The organism is Streptomyces sp. Y2F8-2 (assembly GCF_014905555.1).
Lineage (GTDB): Bacteria > Actinomycetota > Actinomycetes > Streptomycetales > Streptomycetaceae > Streptomyces > Streptomyces cynarae.
This window is the reverse complement of record NZ_BNGS01000002.1, coordinates 524,537-542,540: the sequence shown is the minus strand read 5'-3', so window position 1 is coordinate 542,540 and position 18,004 is coordinate 524,537. Positions and strand designations below refer to the sequence as shown.

At 69.9% G+C, this 18,004-nt stretch carries 13 protein-coding genes; 3 read left to right on the top strand and 10 right to left on the bottom strand.

Annotated features, from left to right (window positions below; translation table 11 throughout):
- Positions 1 to 12: 12 nt before the first annotated feature.
- From SY2F82_RS07835 to SY2F82_RS07805, 7 genes are all read right to left on the bottom strand, one after another.
- Entirely contained in the window at positions 13 to 1,275 is a 1,263-nt protein-coding gene (locus SY2F82_RS07835) for an ROK family transcriptional regulator (protein WP_200418221.1), read from the bottom strand.
- A 115-nt stretch (positions 1,276 to 1,390) separates the two neighbouring features.
- Entirely contained in the window at positions 1,391 to 2,635 is a 1,245-nt protein-coding gene (locus tag SY2F82_RS07830; RefSeq protein WP_200418220.1) for an FAD-binding protein, read from the bottom strand.
- Between the two features lie 944 nt (positions 2,636 to 3,579).
- A complete protein-coding gene (locus SY2F82_RS07825; protein WP_200418219.1) occupies positions 3,580 to 4,479 on the bottom strand; it encodes a helix-turn-helix domain-containing protein in 900 nt (299 codons plus the stop codon).
- A 74-nt stretch (positions 4,480 to 4,553) separates the two neighbouring features.
- Complete coding sequence (locus SY2F82_RS07820; RefSeq protein ID WP_200418218.1) at positions 4,554 to 6,329, bottom strand: copper resistance protein CopC; 1,776 nt, start codon at positions 6,327 to 6,329, stop codon at positions 4,554 to 4,556.
- Positions 6,330 to 6,424: 95 nt separating this feature from the next.
- Positions 6,425 to 7,150, bottom strand: a complete 726-nt coding sequence (locus tag SY2F82_RS07815) for a YcnI family protein (RefSeq protein WP_308437753.1) — start codon at positions 7,148 to 7,150, stop codon at positions 6,425 to 6,427.
- 66 nt (positions 7,151 to 7,216) lie between these two features.
- Positions 7,217 to 8,227, bottom strand: coding sequence for a multicopper oxidase family protein (locus tag SY2F82_RS07810; protein WP_200418217.1), 1,011 nt, complete (start codon positions 8,225 to 8,227; stop codon positions 7,217 to 7,219).
- Between the two features lie 110 nt (positions 8,228 to 8,337).
- Positions 8,338 to 11,166 (bottom strand): cupredoxin domain-containing protein, encoded by a 2,829-nt coding sequence (locus SY2F82_RS07805; protein WP_200418216.1) that lies wholly within the window; start codon positions 11,164 to 11,166, stop codon positions 8,338 to 8,340.
- Between the two features lie 591 nt (positions 11,167 to 11,757).
- On the opposite strand from SY2F82_RS07805, the gene SY2F82_RS07800 reads away from it, so the two are divergent.
- Positions 11,758 to 12,294 carry an MmpS family transport accessory protein gene (locus SY2F82_RS07800; protein ID WP_268980375.1) on the top strand — a complete coding sequence of 179 codons (537 nt, stop codon included), beginning with the start codon at positions 11,758 to 11,760 and terminating at the stop codon, positions 12,292 to 12,294.
- Between the two features lie 71 nt (positions 12,295 to 12,365).
- On the opposite strand, the gene SY2F82_RS07795 is transcribed toward SY2F82_RS07800, so the two are convergent.
- Together SY2F82_RS07795 and SY2F82_RS07790 are read right to left on the bottom strand one after the other, a co-directional pair.
- On the bottom strand, positions 12,366 to 13,553 hold the full coding sequence (locus tag SY2F82_RS07795) for a globin domain-containing protein (RefSeq protein ID WP_236041263.1): 1,188 nt from the start codon (positions 13,551 to 13,553) through the stop codon (positions 12,366 to 12,368).
- A gap of 10 nt (positions 13,554 to 13,563) precedes the next feature.
- Positions 13,564 to 14,004 (bottom strand): globin domain-containing protein, encoded by a 441-nt coding sequence (locus SY2F82_RS07790; RefSeq protein ID WP_200418214.1) that lies wholly within the window; start codon positions 14,002 to 14,004, stop codon positions 13,564 to 13,566.
- 393 nt (positions 14,005 to 14,397) lie between these two features.
- Between SY2F82_RS07790 and SY2F82_RS07785 the strand changes: the two genes are divergently transcribed.
- Together SY2F82_RS07785 and SY2F82_RS07780 are read left to right on the top strand one after the other, a co-directional pair.
- Positions 14,398 to 15,753 (top strand): radical SAM protein, encoded by a 1,356-nt coding sequence (locus tag SY2F82_RS07785; RefSeq protein ID WP_200418213.1) that lies wholly within the window; start codon positions 14,398 to 14,400, stop codon positions 15,751 to 15,753.
- Positions 15,754 to 15,971: 218 nt separating this feature from the next.
- On the top strand, positions 15,972 to 17,468 hold the full coding sequence (locus SY2F82_RS07780) for a cellulose-binding domain-containing protein (RefSeq protein WP_200418212.1): 1,497 nt from the start codon (positions 15,972 to 15,974) through the stop codon (positions 17,466 to 17,468).
- Positions 17,469 to 17,604: 136 nt separating this feature from the next.
- On the opposite strand, the gene SY2F82_RS07775 is transcribed toward SY2F82_RS07780, so the two are convergent.
- Positions 17,605 to 17,877, bottom strand: coding sequence for an acyl carrier protein (locus tag SY2F82_RS07775; protein WP_200418211.1), 273 nt, complete (start codon positions 17,875 to 17,877; stop codon positions 17,605 to 17,607).
- Positions 17,878 to 18,004 lie beyond the last annotated feature (127 nt).

The following is an 18,004-nucleotide window of genomic DNA, read 5'->3' as shown; positions in this document are numbered from 1 at the left end:
ATCCCTTCCGTCTCATGAAGGTGTTGCGGTACGGCTCCTTGTGGGGGTGGCGCTTCTCTTGGCGGGCCTCTGGCTGACCGACTGGAGTGCTCCTTCGAGGGCGAAGGTCGCGGCTCCGAGGCACACCGGGTCCGTGGGGATGGGGGACAGGACGATCTCGGTGGCGGCGAACGGCCGCTTCAGCGCATGCCGGGCGACGGCCTCGCGCACCTCGTTCAGCAGCGGCTCGCCGAGCGTGGCCGCGACCCAACTGCTGAGCACGACCACTTCGGGGTTGAACACGTTGACCAGGTTGGAGATCCCGGCGCCGAGGTAGCGGGCGGTGTCGCGGACGACCGCCAGCGCGACCGGGTCCTGCGCGGCGACCCCTCGGGCGAGGGCGTCGATCGTGGCGGTCTGGTCCTCGGGATGCAGCAGGGGGCTGCTCGGGCTCAGCTCCCGCAGGTTCAGCATGATCCCGGGGGCCCCGACGTACGTCTCCACACAGCCGTGGTTGCCGCAGTGGCACAGCCGCCCGTCCAGTACCAGCGTCGTGTGGCCCCACTCGCCGGCGCTGTTGCTGACGCCGCGGTGCAGGCCGCCGCCCAGCGCCAGGCCGGCGCCCACGCCCGTGCCCAGATTGACGACCACGGCGTCACCGCGTCCACGCGCCGCGCCGAACCACAGCTCGGCGACCGCGCAGGCGCGCAGCGGGTTGTCCAGGTAGAGGGGGTAGGCGATGTGCTCGGAGAGCAGGTCGAGCAGCGGCACGTCGTGCCAGTCCCAGTTCGGGGCGTACTCCGACACGCCCCGGTCGCGGTCGACCTGGCCCGGGACGCTGACGCCGACGCCGAGGACGCGGGCGCCCTCCACCCCGGCCTGGGTGACGACCGAGCCGACCGCCGCGGCGACATGGGCGACGACCTGCTCGGGGCGGTTCTCGCCGGGGCGCATGTCCTCGTCGGCGCGGGCGAGCATGTCCAGCGCCAGGTCGAACAGCTCGACCCGGACGTACGTCTCCGCGATGTCGACGCCGATCAACGCGCCACCCGACGCGTTGACCGCGACCAGGCCGCGCGGTCGCCCGCCCGCCGAGTCCTCGAAGCCGACCTCGGTCAGCATTCCGAGGTCCAGCAGCTCACCGACGAGGGTGGCGACCGTGGCCAGACTCAGCCCCGTCGCCGCCGCCAGCTCCTGACGGGACGTGGGGGAGTGGGCGATGATCTGGCGCAGCACCTCGTAACGGTTCGCTGTGCGAATATCGCGTGAGGTGCGCTTGACCGGCACGTCCCCCATCCTCCCCAGGTCATGGCGAGGCCTCGTGCCTCGGTGCGGCAGGAGCCTATGCCGGAGCCGGACTTTCTACAAGGGGTTAGGAAAGGGGCTTTATGAAGTCGGCCGCCCCGCTGTGTCAGAAGCCGAGCACCTCCCGCACGAACGCGTTCCGGAACTTGCCCGCCGGGTCCAGCTCCGCCGCCAGCGCAGTGAAGTCGGCCAGCCGCGGGTAGCGCTCGCGGAGCACCTGCGGAGGCACGGTGAAGATCTTGCCCCAGTGCGGCCGCGCCTCCAAACCGTCCAGCGCCTCCTCGACCCGCCGCACCACGGGCAGCACGGCCGCCGTGTCCTCGACCCAGGTGAAGTGCAGCGCCACGGTGTCCCGCCCGTACGCCGGACTCAGCCACTGCGCGTCGGCGGCCACCGTCCGCACCTCGCAGGTCTGGAGCACGGGCGCGACCGTCGCCCGGATCGCGTCGAGGGCGTGCAGTGCGGCCGACGCGTACGGGCGCGGCAGCAGGTACTCGGACTGCAGCTCGGCGCCGCTGCTCGGGGTGAAGTCCGCCCGGAAGTGCGGCAGCCGCTCGTGCCAGGGGCCCGGAACGCCGAACTGCCCGGTGCAGTTCACCGCGGGCATGCCCGGCACCGGGTGCATCGCCCCGGTGGCGGGGGCGGCCCACGGGAAGTCGGGCAGCGGCTGGTCCGTGCGGCGCTTGAGCCACACCTGCCTGAAGCCCGGGGCGCGCCAGTCGGTGAACAGGCTGACGCTGTACGCGGTCGCCGCCACGGTCTCGTAGTCGAGGCCCTCCAGGGGCAGCTCGGTGAAGACATGCTGTTCGACCTCGTACGACGGCTCCAGGTCGAGGGTGAGGGCCGTGACCACGCCGAGCGCGCCGAGGGAGGTCACGGCACCGTCGAAGCGGGGCTCGCCCCGGGAGATCCGCACCGTCGACCCGTCCGCGGTGACCAGCTCCACCTCGCGCACGGCCGAGGCGAGCGAGCCGTTGGCGACGCCCGAGCCGTGGGTGCCGGTTGCCACCGAGCCCGCCACCGAGATGTGCGGCAGGGAAGCCATGTTGTGCAGCGCGAGCCCGTGCGCGTGGACCACCCGGGCGAGCTCGGCGTACCGGACGCCACCGCCGACGCGCACCGTGCGGGCCGCCGTGTCCACGTCGACCTCGTCCGGCAGGGCGGCGAGGGAGAGCAGGACGCCGTCGGCGCCCGGTTCGGCGATCTCGTTGAACGAGTGCCCGCTGCCGAGCACCCGCACGGCCGCGCTGTCCGCGACGAGCGAGCGCAGCGCCTGAAGTGAGTGCGGGCGGTGCAGTTCCTTGGCGGCGTAGGTGATGTTGCCGGCCCAGTTGGTCACGGTCTCGGTCATGCTGTCGTCCCTCCCCGGGGAATCCAGTGGCTACCGGAATCCCAGCCGAAGGACAGCGGGTGATCAAGCCCGTTCGCGTGCTGAATCCGCCCGTTTCCTGTGGCCCGGGGAAGAAGATCAGGCCCCGCCCCCCCCGTGGGGCGGCGGCGCGGGCCGGGAGGGGCGCGAGGGTCGGACAGTGCAGTGGTTTCGGCAGGCTGGTGCCGTGCTCAGCGCGGCCGGCCGCCGTCTCGGTGCCATCCTGGGAGTGGAAGAGCGCGGCCGTTTTTCCTGTGCGCAGGGAGCATGACGCCGATCGGGGCACCGCCCGCCTGGGCGCCTGCATGTGCGGCGATGGGATGAGTCGATGTCCAGCGAAGGCGACGCAGGTATCGGGGGCGCAGCGAACCATGGCGGCTCGTCGACCCGGCGGCGGCATGAAGGCCACGGCCCGGGAGGCCGGGGAGAACCGCCGAGCGGGCTGGAGCAGGTTCGCACGGTGGCGGGCGCGGCGCTGGCCGCTGCCTACCTGGTGGGGTCGGAGAGGGAGGAGCTGCGGCTCGCCGACGCCGCCGGGGGGTCTGTCGGCCGGTACGGGCTCCCGATGGCCTGCCCTCTCTCGGCTCGCGCTCTCGTTGCTGATGCCGTCCGTTCGAATCGGCCCTTGTGGCTGGACGCCGCACAGGTCGCCTCCTACGGCGGGGCGGCCGCGGGTTCGCCGGGAGTCCGCGTTTCGCTGGGCGTGGTGCCGCTGAGTGCGGTGCCGCCAGGAGAGGGCGGTGTGGCGCCGGGGTGCCTGGTCGTGGTGGGGCAGGGCCCGGAGGCGTTCGACGTGGAGCGGCGCATCCTGGTGGAGCTGTATGCCGAGCAGGTGTCGGCAGCCATGGACGCGGGGCGTGTCCGAGCCCTCCACATCGCGGCGCGCACAGCGCGCCCACGGCTTGGCCTGATCGGTGCACGCCCCCTCAAGGTCCCGGAGTGCTGGACGATCCGTTCGCAGTCCCGGGCACGGCGACGTGCGTGCACGTGCGGCGCTCGTCGCCATGTGTCCCCGTCAGGCCCGTTACGCCGGCCACCTCGACGGACACCGTTTCCGCGTTCATGACCATCCAGGCACTCAACAGGTCGGCCCTGTGCCTCGGCAGCCACCCGTGCACGATGGTGAGACGCCGGCCATGGTAGCGCGTCAGCCTGTCGAAGAAGTCGCAGACGTGCGCGCCGTCGTAGGGGTCGGCCGTCGGGAGGAAGAACATCGCACCGCGACCGGAGACGGCGAAGAGGAAGAGAGCGTCGACCTCGTGCGTGGTACCGGCCCCCATGCCGAGCGGAGCCCGGAGGGACCGATCCATCCGCATCCAGCCGGTCCACAAGGTCTCCGCGCCGGACGTCCGAGGGTGAGCGGGCGTCCCGGGACCATCGGCTGCGGACAGGTGGTCGGTCGGCATGGGATGGGAGCTGCGGAGCCTGTCCAGAAGGGACGCGTCGACGACGAGCCCCCACCGGATCAGGTAGTTGCGGATCGTGGAGGTGCTGAGCGTGATGTGGAAGTTGTGGCGGATCAGCTCCGCAAGCGCCTGACGCGACCAGAGGCTGTGGCGCAGGCCGGCCTCTTCGGGAGTGCGCGTCGCCAGGGTCCTGACCGTCCACAGTTGCTGCGCACAGGACAAGGCAAGCTTGTCACCGGGTCGCCGGCCGCGCCGACGGGGGCGCAGGGCGTCGTCGCCATCCCGGCGGTACGCCCCCACCCAGGCCGACACGGTCTGCCGCGACACCCCGAACAGCCGCGCTGCCTCCGACTGCGGCACTCCGGACTCCACTGCGGCGACCACGCGCCGACGCAGGTCCTCGAGTCCCTCGGCTGACAACTTGCGCGCATCCTTCGGATACATCTCTCCCCGTCCCCCTTGCAACTGTTCCCCGCGTGCCTGGTGACCGCCCCTCAGCGGACATCGACCGGGATCCGTACGACGGTCTCGTCGAGCTCGGATGTCCGCACCGTCAGCGACAGTTGCCAGTGCCCGGGAAACGGCAGGGAGGCGGTGGAGAGGTAGTGCCCGGTTCCGCCGTCCTGAAGGTCCGCGGTGATCGGCCCGAGCGACCGCTCGGGGAGGCTGAACCGTGCGTGAAGCTCGGCCACGCTCCTCGGCAGCCCCCTGGTGTCCAGCACCGACAGATGGAGCTCGTTGGTCCCGACAGCCGCGGGGCCGATCTCCACGGCCAGCAGGCCACGGCCGTCGGCTCCGCCCGTGTCGAACTGGACGACCTGGCCGAACGGCTGGGGCGGGGATGCTCCGGCCGCAGCCGTCCTGGCCGCAGCCTGCTCGGCCCGGGCGGGCTCGCTGTTCACCAGAAAGGCGGTGAGGCCCAGCAGCACCGCGGCGATCCCCGCTTCGACCGCGATCAGCCGCCCGAACCGGCGTACTTGCTCCTCACCGGGCCATCGCTGTGCGCGCCGCCGGGTCGAGACCGCTGTCGGCAGGGCGGTGCAGTGGTGCTGCACCCATCGGCGGGCACCGGCCCCGAGCGCGATCAGCACCGCGGCCAGACACAGCTTGCCGATGAGGATCCGGCCGTACACGGTGCCGTAGAGCGCCGGGGGCGTGCCCACCTCTCGCCAGGCCTGGAAGACTCCGGTGACCGCCAGGAGCAGCACGCACACCAGGGCCGTGCGGGAGAACCGCGGTATGGCCGACTCCATGGCCGGCAGGTCCCCCGACCGCAGCAGCACGGCACCGAGCACCACCAGGCCGCCGATCCACACGCCCATCGCGGTGAGGTGGACCACGTCGGACACCAGGGCCACGGCGACCAGGGAGCCGGCGGCGCTGTGCGTAGCCAGGCTCCAGGTCACGGCGAGCGCGCACCCGGCGGCGAGCACGATGGCTGCGCGCCACGCAAGGACACCTCTGTTGGGCTCACTGTCGGCGCGATGGCGGCGCAGCAGGAGCACCAGCCCCACCCCCGTCGCCACCAGCAGCGCCGTCCGTGCGGCGAGCACCAGGCCCATGCGGGTGCCCAGCGTCGCCGTGATCAGTGAGGGCTCCAGTGCCCTGGCCGGTGCGGTACCCGCCGCATATGGCTCGTACAGCAGGAAGGTGAGTCCGGTGGTCGCCAGTACGGCGTACCAGCCGGACCACAGCAGCCTGCGGGCGCCGCGCCGGCGGACCGCTCCGGGCCAGCAGACCGCCGTGAAGAACGCCGTGCCCACCAGCAGGGCGATACCCGCGAAGGACAGCCAGCGTACGGCGTCGTAGAGCACCACCACCCAGCTGCTGCTCCGGGGTGTGGAGGCGGCGCTTGCGGGGCCGCCGCCCTGCGTGGGCTCGCCGATGCTGAAAGTGAAGGCACCCTGCACGGGATGGGTGTCGGCGGACACCACGTGCCAGCCGAGGGTGTAGGTGCCGTCACTCAGCACATCCGGTATCGGCAACGTCACCGCGTCCGGATTCCCGTGCGGATGTGCCGGCCGCCCGGTCCTGATGGTGTCGCCGTCCGGGCCGAGCAGCCGGAAACCGGCGAGGCCGAGGTCCACGGTCTCGCTGAACGTGAGCGATACCTCGTGCGGCGTGCCGTCGAGCACCTGCCGGTTCGCCGGTGCCGTGGACAACAGCACGGCGTGGGCCGAGGCGGGTGTCTGACCGCCGGCCACGGACAGCAGGGTCAGCAGGAAGACGAACAAGGGGTAGGCGGAAGTACGGAGCGTCGCTCGGTGCATCGTTTCTCTCGGACTCTCGAAACCGGAGGGCGTGCGATCGGGAGGGGACGCGATGCCGGCGGCCCTGAGACCAGGGCCGCCGGCGTCCGGTGCGCTCAGACGCGTGACTTGACCTTCGCGGGCTTCTCGGCCGGCCCGCGTTGCTGCGGTACGGCCTTCCGTCGCCTCGACGACAGTGACCAGCCGATGGCCGCGACGCCGGCGGCCAGGCCCGCTGAGCCCAGCACCCGGCCGAGGGTGTCGGGGCGGGCCGCGGGCACGGCTGGAGCGGCAGCCTGCCGGACGGTCAGTACGGGCGCCGGGTGCTCCGGTTCGGGCGCTCCCTGCTGCGGGACGTCGATCCAGCGCACCACGGTGCCGTCGGAGTAGGTCTGCAGCGCCTTGAAGACCAGCGAGTCGGTGTTCGTCGGCAGCGGGCCGACGGAGACCGGGAACTCCTGGAACTGGCCGGGCTCGATCCTGCCGCCCTTCCAGACGATCGAGGTGACCGCCACGGTGACCTCGCCGTCATCGGTCTTGAGCGGTGTGGCGAGCTTTTGCTTGTGTACCGTCGCGGTCCACCCGGGGACGGGCTGGACTGCGACGGACGCCAGCGGATGGTCGGCCGGGAAGGCCACCTCCACCTGTACCGTCGAGGCGTTGTCCCGCTCGTTCGGCACACGGAAGGCTTCCTTGGCGTAACCGCCTGGCTCAGACGTCTTCGGCTGGATCGTGACGTGGGCAGCTGCGGCAGGAGCGAGGATCAGGACCGCGGCGGCACCGGCCAGCGCCGCGGCGGGCAGTCGGTGGCTGAGGAGCGGTCGGCGGAATCGGGAGGGCAAACGAGGGCTCCTTTCAGGTGGAGTGAGGTCCGTTCGCCGACGTGCGCACGGACCGGGGGCGGCATCTCAGCCCTGCAGCGGCAGCTTCGGCAGGGTGACGGTCGCCGGGTCGACCTGGATGATCGAGACCAGACCGGCCATTCCGTCCGCGTTCTCCGAGTGCGAGAAGATGTGGCAGTGGATCATCCACTTGCCGACCTTGGTGGGGGTCCAGACGATGTCGTACGTCTGGCCCACTCCCACGTTCAGCGTGTCCATCTGCTGCGGGGCCGGAAGTTTCCGCCCGTCCTGGGCGACCAGGGTGAAGTAACCGCCGTGCAGGTGGATCGGATGGATCATCTCGGGTCCGGTGCCGATCAGACGGATGTGCACCTTTTCTCCGACGCGCGCCGACAGCTGCGCGGTGGCGGGGAAGCTCTTGCCGTTGAAGACGAAGCCCAGCGGTCCGTCACCGATCATGATCCGGTAGTCGCGGTCGGCGGGGATGTCTCCGGAGTTCGGCACCACTTCCAGCGCTCCGTAGAGGCCCTTCCCCTCCTGTTCGCCGCCCATGTGCGAGTGGTACCAATGGGTGCCGGGGCTGACCGCGGTCCATTCGTAGGTGTGGGTCTCGCCCGGCTCGATGGGTGCCTGGGTCAGGTCGGGGACACCGTCCTGGTCGTTGGGCAGGTCCATGCCGTGCCAGTGCACCGACGTCGCCTCGGACAGGTCGTTCTTCACGACGATGCGGACCCGGTCTCCCTCGTTGACCCGGATCACCGGGCCCGGCACGAGGCCGTTGAAGGCGTAGGCCTGCCTCACGTGCCCGGGGGAGGTCTCCCAGGAGACGGGCGCCGCCGTCAGATGGAACACCTTGACGCCGTCGACGACGTCGTACGGCGCCAACTGGGTGCCGTCGCCCAGATCCTGGCCTGATGCGGCCGGCTGTATGTCGGCGGGGCGCGGCGCGGTTTCCCCGGTGCTCGCGCCGCCCGCCTTGACGGCGTGCTGCACGGCAGTGGGGGCGATCACCGCCAGCAGGAAGGCGATGGAGACCGCCAGGACGCGGCCGGCTCTCCGTCGCGGGGCTGGAAGCATGTCTGCGGGAGGCTGCGGGGATCTGTCCTCAGAACTCATGGGAATCTCGTTTCGACAGGGCGAGGGTTTGGGGAGCCGCCGCAGCGGCTCCCCAAACCATGCGGAGGGCGCTACGGGCAGTCGGTTCCGTAGGTGATCGGGTTACGCTGACGGCAGGTCAGCTGGTCGTTGACGGCGTTGCCGGGCACGTGCTGTGACCAGCCGTTGTAGACCAGTGGGATGGGCAGGACGCCGGTGCCGCCGATGCCCGAGTCGCCGACGATCGTGTCGTCCATCGCGGTGTTCTCGGACGGGTCGAGGACCATGTGGCCCACGACCTTGGCGTCGGAGATGTCGCCGTCCCCGTTGGGGTCAATGTCGACGATCTCCATCGCGTTGGAGAACTTGCTGGCGACGTAGGCGTAGTAGCCGCCGCCCTTCTTGGCACCGAAGTTGATGCCGTGGCAACCGGAGTCGCAGGGGAGGTACTTGATGACCTGGTCCGTCTTGGTGTCGATCACGGAGATGTTGCTGGTGAGCGTGTTCGCCACCAGGACCGCCTTGCCGTCCGGGCTGACCGGGAGCTGGATCGGCAGACCGCCGAAGGGACCGATCGCGCCCTTCACCGGGTCGTAGTTCTTCCAGAGGTCGATCTCCTTGTGGTGCACGGTGGACGAGCCGTCCTCGCACGCGTCCGCCTTGAGCGAGATGCAGGAGACCGTGTTGCTGAGAAAGTTGGCCACGTACGCCTTCGAGGCGTCCGGCATCATGCCGGTCGCCAGCGGCAGTTCGCCGCCGACGTCCTTGTGGAAGGTGCCGCTCGGGATGTCGACGATGGAGGTGTCGTTGGTGTTGGTGTTCGGCGTGACCATGGTCTTGGCGTCGGCGCTCATCCAGTGCGCGTGCGGGTTGGCGATCGGCTCGCCCGGGGACTGGACGGGGATGCGCCGGTCGATCCCGGTGCCGCCCGGAGCCACCTCCATCACGGCCCCACCGCCGTTGAGGGAGACGTGCAACTGGTCCGTGTCGGTCCGCGACATGACGTGCGCCGGGTCGGGACCGACCTCCACCTGCCGGACGTACTGACCGGTCTTCCGGTCGAAGACGTCGAGCTTATTGCCGAACCACTCGGTCTGATAGATGTACTTCTCGTCGCGGTCCGTCCACATGTTGTGGGGGTTGTTCATGTTGATCTGGGGCAGCGACACCTTGCGGTCCACGGTCCAGTTCTCGACGTTGACCTTGGTGGCCGTACCAGGCTTGGTCTTGCCGGCCAACCGCTCGAACTCGGTGTCGACCCAGACCTCGCCGACACCCGGCGTGCTGGGCCGCTGGGTGAGGGCCGGAAGGGTCTTCGGCGTGTTGAACTTGTTCTTCAGGTAGGCGTCGAGGCTGGGCACGAGCTCCTGCTTGCCGTCGGAGCCGTACATCAGGATCGGCGCCGGCGGGAACGACGGGTTCCAGGTCTTGGCCTCGGTGTTGCTGTACCGCTGCCAGTTGCCGGGTGTGGTGATGTTGAAGAACTTGTCCACCAGCTCCGCGATGACATCGGCGTCGGAGGGCACGTTCAGGGCACGGCCGTTGACCCGCAGCTTCTGACCGAAGTCCAGTCCCGGAGTGAGCGGGTCGTCGACCACGATGGCACCCAGCATCATCGGGTGGATCTTGCAGGCGAAGGCGTACAGGCCGGGCTTGGTCAGCTGGACGCTCGTCTGACCGACCCAGGCACCCGGCTGGTCGAAGGGGAAGCCCTTCGCACCGTCCGGCCAGATGAGGCTCGACACCGTGTGGGCCGACATGGCCGCAGGCGCCGAGATGTCGAAGTTGGCGGTCACCGGCAGGGTGATGTCGTTGGTGGCCGCCCACTTCTGGATGTCCGACAGCAAAGGAAGCAGGTCGGCGCTGACCGGGAGGCTGGACAGCGAGGTCGGGGCGTTGGCCGGCTGGGCTGCCATCTCCTTGCCGAGTTCGTCCAGCAGCGACGTCGCCTTCGCGACACGGGGGTCACCGGACGGCAGAATCGTCGCGATCGACGACTTCAGGCTGTCGAGGCCGAGCAGTTTCAGCGGGTCGACACCGAGCTGGCCGACGTTGGGAGCCGAGGCCGTGTTGAAGGTGAAGTCCTGCAGCCCCTGGAGGTCACCGTTCAGCAGGTTGAGGGCGTCGGTGCCCGACAGCGCACCGGTGCCGAGCGCACCGCCGAGCAGGCTGGAGGTGGTATTGGTCACGGTGGAGGTCGTGCCGCCGAGCAGGCCACCGCTGGTCGAGGTGGGTGTGGCGGCCGAGGCGCTGCTGAGCGGCACCCGCGGCAGCTCTGCCACAGCCAGCGACTTGGTGCCGAACAGGCTGAGGTTGGTGTTGTACCACGAGCCCGCTGTGTCGTTGAGGTGGAAGGAGACGGGCAGCGGTCCCGCGCCCACCGGGGCGCCCCCGCCACTGGAGGTGGGCGCCGGCGACGTCGCAGTGCTGCTGGAGGACGGCGACGGGGTCGGCGACGCGCTTCCGCTCGGGGTGGGCGAAGCCGTCGGCGACGCCGTGGCACTGGAAGTGGGCGAGGGCGAGGAGCTGCTTCCGCCAACCACCACGGTGCCTTGCATGTCCGGGTGGAAGCGGCAGTGGTAGCTGAACGTACCCGGCGACGAGAACGTGAAGGAGTACTTCGCGCCGGGGGCCAGGTCGGGCGAGTTGAGATCGCCCCCGGTGACACTGTGCGTAACCCCGTTGGTCTCGTCGTTCGACCAGGTCACCGAATCGCCGACCTGCACGTCGAGCGTCGGCGGGTTGTACTGAAGGTTCTTCAACGACACCGAGTACGTCGCCGCCGAGGCCGGCGGGGCGGTCAGCCCGACACCGAGCAGGCTCAGCGACAGCGCCGCGACCGCCGCCGTGGCGCGCGGCCTCCCGCGCTGGACGTGCCGGCGTCTGCCGGACGAGAACATGCGCTGCAAGCGCATCGTCATCCCTTTCATCCGTTACCTGCACACACCGGCAAGCCACTCCGGACGGCACATTGTTTTTCGTGCCTAATTGCGCGGTGTTTGCAGACAGTGAATCCGTCACCTGAACCGCGACATCCTCCTGGAAACCTGGGTCGCCGTCAGAAGTGGTAGGGAGGAATCTCTTCAGGTTTTATGTCCACCCGGTCTCTGCATGATTAAGGCGAAGTCAACTTGAGATCATCGTCTTGGGTCGGTGCGTGTGATGGAAGAAGTCGACGTCGGCTTCGGGGATTTCGGCAAGTAAAGGTGCGACAGGGTGGCGCATGTATGAGTGGGTATCCTTCCAGGTCAGATGGCTTACCGCTGCCGCACTGATGTCGCGTATTTATTTATCCCTTACGGCGCGACTGGAGTTGTGGTACTTTCACTGAAAGGTTCGTCCGGTGTGGCAGGAGGCTCGTTTCGACTCGGTCCCTGAACGCAGATCCCGGCCCTTCGTCCGCCTCTCGGCTCATCGAAAATCGCTGGCCGGCGACTTTAAAGAATTAATTCGACTTTATTTTCCTTGGGTCTCCCGCAACTCCCGTCCGACAAGAAAGCGAGAGCGCGCATATGCAGGTGAGCGAGACGGACTCTCCCGTTGAAAGCCGGCCGGTGACGGAGGCGACCGCCCGCCCCCGGAGGCCAAGGACGCGGAGCGGCAGCCGCGAACACGCGCACGGGCGTAGGCGGTGGGTGCCGTGGCTGCTCGGTGTGACCGCACTCGCGGTGACCGGAGCCGTCGTCGCGGCGGTCAGCACTGCCGGAGCGCGCACGTCGCCGACCGCTCAGGATCAGCGGCGGAACCCGCTCGCGCCGACCCGGCACAGAGTTGTCTATGAAGTGACCGGCGAAGGCGGCAAGTCACCCGAGATCACCTATGCGACCGACGGCGTCAACACCACCGGGAAGGTGGACGGCGCCACCCTCCCCTGGCGCAAGGAGCTCGATGTCACGGTGGGTCCGGGAGCTGCCGTCGCGCAGGTGATGGCGTTCAACGGCCAGTCTTCCTCGATCTCCTGCTCAGTGAGCGTCGACGGACATGTCGTCACCGAGAGAACCGCGCCGGGCAAATACTCGAGCGTATCGTGCTCCACGATCATCAAGTGACCCCCGCAGTGGCCCACGGGGCCTGAAGAGGAGGGCGGCGCCAGGAGCGCCGCCCTCGAGACGCGTCCGGATCACCATCTGCCGCCGAGTTCGGCGCGGTTGATCCAGGGAATGTCCCGCCGCTCCAGGAACCAGTCGGCGGCACCGGAGCGAGGGCCGCGGGCACCGGTGACCGGTAGCGGGTCATGATGCAGCGAGGCCGGATCCGCACCCTGCGCAACCAGCAGCCGCACCATCTCGGCGACCATCTCCGGTGGCCCGCTGAGGTACCCGTCGTACCCGGCCCAACTGCCGCGCTCAACCAGTCGCGCACGCAGCAGCCGAGCGGCCGGGGCGGCGATGACGACCTCGAGCCACGGCCACCGCCCGGCCATCGTCCGGATCGCGGGCAGATCGTGGAGGTCCGCCTCCGATCGGGCACCGACGAAGACCACTGCGCGCCGCTGCGGTTGGGAAACCGCCTGGTGCTCCAGAAGGGACCGCGTCTGCGCCCAGCCCGTACCGCCCGCCACCGCCAGCAGGGGCCGGGTCGCGCCGGGATCGAGCCGGACATCACCGGTGGGCGCGCCCAACCGGACCCGCTCACCTGGCGCGACGCGGTCCACCAGCGCGGTGCTGAGCCGACCGCCCGGCACCTTCCGGACGTGGATCTCCATGGTCCCGTCGGCGCGCGGTGCGTTGGCAATCGAGTACGGCCGCCACACCCGGGGCACCCGTTCGCTGCAGAGGCTCAGGTTCCGGCCAGGCGTGAAGGGGTAGGGCCGGTCGGGTGCCAGAGTGAGCACGGCGACATCCGGCACGGGCCGGTGGTGTGCCACCACGCGCGCCTCCCACCAGGCCGGGCTCTCGGCATCGGCCTGGCGGGCGGCGTCGATCATGGTGTTGGCCATCACGCTGTACCCCTCCGCCCAGGCCTTCTCCACCTCTGCCGTCCACTCGCCCCCGGAGAAGTACCGCAAGGCGGCGATGAGACTTGCTCCGACCGCGGGATAGTGCTCGGGCCTCACCTGGAACCTGCGGTGGTCCCGACCGAGGGTGCGCAGATACCCGGTCAGCCGCTCGGGGCTGTCCAGACGCAGGACGAGCTGGGTGAGCGCTGCGAAGAGCCGGTCGCGTTGCTCCCCCATCTCCTCGGGGAACATCTCCCGCATGTGCGGGTTGTGGGAGAACAGGTGGGCGTAGAAGTACAGGGCCACCTGCTCCGCCCGCCGCTCCACGACGGCGAAGCTGCGGCGGAGGGCATCAGGGTCGAAGGCCACCGGCCGCTCCTCAGCCGCTGTGGGTGGACCCGGCCGTGCCGGCGGCCGTCTCGGCCATCGCCTCACTCATGGTGGTGGTGATCACCCCGTACAGAGCGGTCCACGACTCCTCGATCTCCGGCGTCCAGGCCTCGCCCGCAAAGTGCCTGAGGGTGGCGAGCAGGCTGGCGCCGACGGCCGGGAAGTGCTCGGGCAGCGCGCCGTAGCCCACGTGCCGGGCTCCCAGGCCTCGCAGCATGCGGACGACCACCTCGGTGTCCTGGAGGTTGGCCACCAGGCCGCCCAAGGCGTTCCAGAGTCGGTCCTCCTGCTCCTCCATGTGCCGCGCGAACAGGCCCCTGACGCCCGGGTTGTTGTCGAAGAGGTGCTCGTAGAAGTACTTGGTGATCTTGGTGCCGTGGGGTTCGACGACTGCGAAGCTGCCGGTGATGAGAGCGGGGTCGAAAGTCATGCCGCGACCGTAGGCAGGCACTGTTACCGCTTCGTGCCCGATCGATGGTCCGTGCTTGTCGGATTCCTCAACCTGCAACCAGGATCACTGAGAGATAGCTGCCCCATACATTGACATGCCTGCAACACGGTTGAGACAAGGACAGCCGACTCCGGCGGGGCTTCGCCCGTGCGCCCCGCGGGGCTTCGCCCCGCACCCGCCGGGCGTACTGTCCGGGCGTGGCGGGTGCTCCCTGCGATCGCCTCCCCTCCGACGTCGCTGGACCACAAATCCGGCGCAAGGTGCCAGAAGCGGGCAACGCGCGCGTCGTGCGGGGACCCGGCACGTCCGGCCGTCCGGCGGAGGCATACCGTGAGGAGTCGAGCAACACACGCCGGGAACGAGGAGAACGGGATGGGTGACAGTCGCACCGCGCTGGTCGAGGACCTGATGGAGCGTTTCCCGCACGTGCCGCGGGAGGCCGTCTTCAAGGAGGACCTGCTGCGGGGTGGAGTCGCCTTCGACCAGTCGGCGCTCAGCGATACCGCCAACGAGGCCGCCGGCGACGTCAAGCCGAAGTCGTACTTCATCTTCTCCTTCGACCACGGCACCCTGCCGGAGCTGGGCGAGGCCGCGCTGCGCCGCCCGCCCGAGGAGATCATTCTCACCGGCGGCCCCTACGACCTGCGGCGGACCGTGGTGTCCGTACGGGTGAACCCCGCCTCGCCGTACCGGGTCGCCGCCGACGACGAGGGCCTGCTCGGGCTGTACCTCGACGGCAGGCGGATCGCGGACGTCGGCGTGCCGCCCATGCCGGAGTACTACCGGCACACCCTCTCCAACGGGAAGTCCGTGATGGAGGTCGCCCCCACGATCCAGTGGGGCTACCTGATCTATCTGACCGTCTTCCGGGTCTGCCAGTACTTCGGCGCCAAGGAGGAGTGCCAGTACTGCGACATCAACCACAACTGGCGCCAGCACAAGGCGGCCGGGCGGCCGTACACGGGCGTCAAGGACGTCGAGGAGGTACTGGAGGCGCTCGAGATCATCGACCGCTACGACACCCAGAAGGCGTCCACGGCCTACACCCTCACCGGCGGCGCGATCACCTCCAAGGTGGCCGGCCGTGACGAGGCCGACTTCTACGGGCATTACGCCAAGGCCATCGAGGAGCGCTTCCCGGGCCGCTGGATCGGCAAGGTCGTCGCGCAGGCGCTGCCGAAGGACGACGTGCAGCGCTTCAAGGACTACGGCGTCCAGATCTACCACCCCAACTTCGAGGTGTGGGACCGCCGCCTGTTCGAGCTCTACTGCCCCGGCAAGGAGCGGTACGTCGGCCGGGACGAGTGGCATCGGCGCATCCTCGACTCGGCGGAGGTCTTCGGCGCGCGCAACGTGATCCCCAACTTCGTCGCGGGCGTGGAGATGGCCGAGCCCTTCGGCTTCACCACGGTCGACGAGGCCATCGCCTCCACCACCGAGGGTCTGCGCTTCTTCATGTCTCACGGCATCACGCCCCGCTTCACCACCTGGTGCCCGGAGCCCACGACCCCGCTCGGCAAGGCCAATCCCCAGGGCGCGCCGCTGGAATACCACATCCGGCTCCTTGAGGCCTACCGTGCCACCATGGACGACTTCGGCCTCTCCTCGCCCCCCGGCTACGGCCCGCCCGGCCCGGGCCGCGCGGTGTTCTCCGTCAGTTCGTTCATGGACAGTCTCCCGGCGGACGAAGCCGTGGGCGAAGGGGCCGAAGAACCGACACATGCGTAACGATGTGATCACGGGCCCCGCGCGCTGAGTCGCCGCGGGGCCCTGGTCCGTACAACTGCACAGCGCGCAACCACCGGCACGGCATTTGAATACGCCGCTTGTCAGTTGTGTGGGAGCCGTGAAAGGCTCTGGGCCTGTCGTTGAGACGGCCCTCAACTCCCTTGGTTCTCGGGTGAGTTGACTATTGCTTGTGGAAGCAGTTGACGCAGGAGCCCCCCATGCCCGACCTGCCGACCCCTCAGGACGCCGCCGAGGCCGCGCTGTTCTCGGAGTGCTGGGACGCGGTCCTGTCGTACGCCGACCTGTGCACGTCCGGTTCGGCCGTCGGCAGGCAGCTGGCCACCGAGGCCTTCTCCCACGGCATCCAGGAGGTCCGCGCGGGCGAGGCCCAGGGGAAGGCCACCGGGCGCCGGGTACCACGCCTGCCCCGGATCCCCCTGCTGCTGACCGCGGTGCGCACCACCGCCGCCGCCTGGGAGACGGAGGGCAGGGGACACCACCTCGACCCCGAACTGCGGCTGTGGCTCAACTCCGGCAACGCCGCGCGCTACACCGGTCCGCCCCTCCAGCGCCCGCTCGCCCTGCGCGGTCTGAAGGACATGCAGGAGCCGGACGCGGCCCTGCTGTGGCTCGCGGAGGTCGAGGCGCTGCCGCTGCCCGACGTGGCCCGCCGGCTCGGCCTGGACCCGGCGTCCGCCGCCGAGGAACTCGCTCAGGTACGGGCCCTGTTCCGGGACCGCTGCCAGCGCAACCACCTCGACACGCCCATGGGCCCCGACTGCCGCAGCTACGCCCGGCTGCTCGACGCGGTCACCCGCTCCTCGGGCGCGGAGACGCCCGAAGACCTCTCCCGGCACCTCGCGACCTGCGTGGAGTGCGCGGAGGCGGCAGCCTGCCTCAGGCTGCACGGCGGCGGCACTCCCGCCGCACTCGCGAGCGGGGTGATCGGCTGGGGCGGGCTCGCCTATCTGGAGCGGCGCCGCCGGGCGGCGGAGGCCGGACTGACCGGCGGGCGCGCGGACGCGGGCACGGACCGGGGCATCACCGTGGGGGCCCAGGCGCGGCCGCGGATCGGCCGCACCGGGATCCTCGCCGCCGCCGTGGTCGTGTCCGCGCTCGCGCTCACCGTCTCGCTGCTGCAACTGGGCAGCTCGGACGGGGACGACACCACCGTGGGCAGCGCCGTGACCGGCCAGTCGGTCACCGTGCCGGGGCTGCCCTCGTCGCCCCGCGGCCCGTCCGCCGGCGACGGCACGCCCGGCGCCCCCGCCACCTCCCGTCCGGCCGGCTCCCACAGCGCGACGAGGAGCGGGGACTCCGACACCGAACCGCAAGGCACGTCGACGAGCCCGGTCGACGACGCGTCCACCGCCTCCGGCCCCGACAAGGCCGCCCCGCCGACGTGCCGGGTGAAGTACGAGGTGGTCAACCAGTGGCCGGACGGCTTCCAGGCCACCGTCACGGTGACCTCGACCAGGGCGCTCACCGACTGGCGCATCGACTGGACATTCCAGGACGGCCAGCGCATCACCCAGATGTGGGACGGCACCTACGCCCAGCAGGGCCCCGAGGTCACCGCGAAGGCCGCCGACTACAACAAGCAGGTCGCCGCGAACGGCACGTTCGCCATCGGCTTCCTCTCCTCCTGGCACGGCGGCAACGCACAGCCGCGTGCCTTCACGGTGAACGGGGCGCGCTGCACCACGGTGAGCTGAGCCCGCCGGGAAAAGAAGGCGTTGACCGGCCGCTGAGGCGGCGGGCCAAGGTGGCGGCAACGACGAGCGGCACGTCGCTCCTCAACAGATCCGGACGGTGGATCCGGGTTCGGTACTCGACTCCGCGGAGCGCCTCTCAGCGCACCTTGGACTCCACGTAGGCCGCGAGCCGCCCGAGGGTGTCGAAGGTGTCACCGACGATCTCTTCGATCTCGATCTCGACCCCGAACCGTTTCTGCAGTGCGACGATGAGCTTGACGACGGTGAGCGAGTCGAGCTCAGGAAGACTGCCGTACAGCCCCGTCTCCGGCCCGAGGTCATCGGCCTGGTCCTCGATGTTCAGCGTGACCACCACGACGGCCTTGACGTCCTCGAAAATCGCCTGCGAGATCTCTGGCGAGCGAGTCATATGGCTTCTCCTCATCGGTCGTGCAGACCTGGCGGCCTGCGATCTGCACCAACACCTCCGTCGGTGTCGGACGGCCGAGGAACGCTGTGGGACTGGCCGTCATCCCGTGGGCGGCGGGCCTGAAAGA

What these genes read in the sequence shown, in the direction of transcription:
- SY2F82_RS07835 (WP_200418221.1), bottom strand. Translation starts at nt 1,275, where the DNA reads ATGGGGGACGTGCCGGTCAAGCGCACCTCACGCGATATTCGCACAGCG.
- SY2F82_RS07830 (WP_200418220.1), bottom strand. Translation starts at nt 2,635, where the DNA reads ATGACCGAGACCGTGACCAACTGGGCCGGCAACATCACCTACGCCGCC.
- SY2F82_RS07820 (WP_200418218.1), bottom strand. Translation starts at nt 6,329, where the DNA reads ATGCACCGAGCGACGCTCCGTACTTCCGCCTACCCCTTGTTCGTCTTC.
- SY2F82_RS07810 (WP_200418217.1), bottom strand. Translation starts at nt 8,227, where the DNA reads ATGCTTCCAGCCCCGCGACGGAGAGCCGGCCGCGTCCTGGCGGTCTCC.
- SY2F82_RS07805 (WP_200418216.1), bottom strand. Translation starts at nt 11,166, where the DNA reads ATGACGATGCGCTTGCAGCGCATGTTCTCGTCCGGCAGACGCCGGCAC.
- SY2F82_RS07800 (WP_268980375.1), top strand. Translation starts at nt 11,758, where the DNA reads ATGCAGGTGAGCGAGACGGACTCTCCCGTTGAAAGCCGGCCGGTGACG.
- SY2F82_RS07790 (WP_200418214.1), bottom strand. Translation starts at nt 14,004, where the DNA reads ATGACTTTCGACCCCGCTCTCATCACCGGCAGCTTCGCAGTCGTCGAA.
- SY2F82_RS07785 (WP_200418213.1), top strand. Translation starts at nt 14,398, where the DNA reads ATGGGTGACAGTCGCACCGCGCTGGTCGAGGACCTGATGGAGCGTTTC.
- SY2F82_RS07780 (WP_200418212.1), top strand. Translation starts at nt 15,972, where the DNA reads ATGCCCGACCTGCCGACCCCTCAGGACGCCGCCGAGGCCGCGCTGTTC.
- SY2F82_RS07775 (WP_200418211.1), bottom strand. Translation starts at nt 17,877, where the DNA reads ATGACTCGCTCGCCAGAGATCTCGCAGGCGATTTTCGAGGACGTCAAG.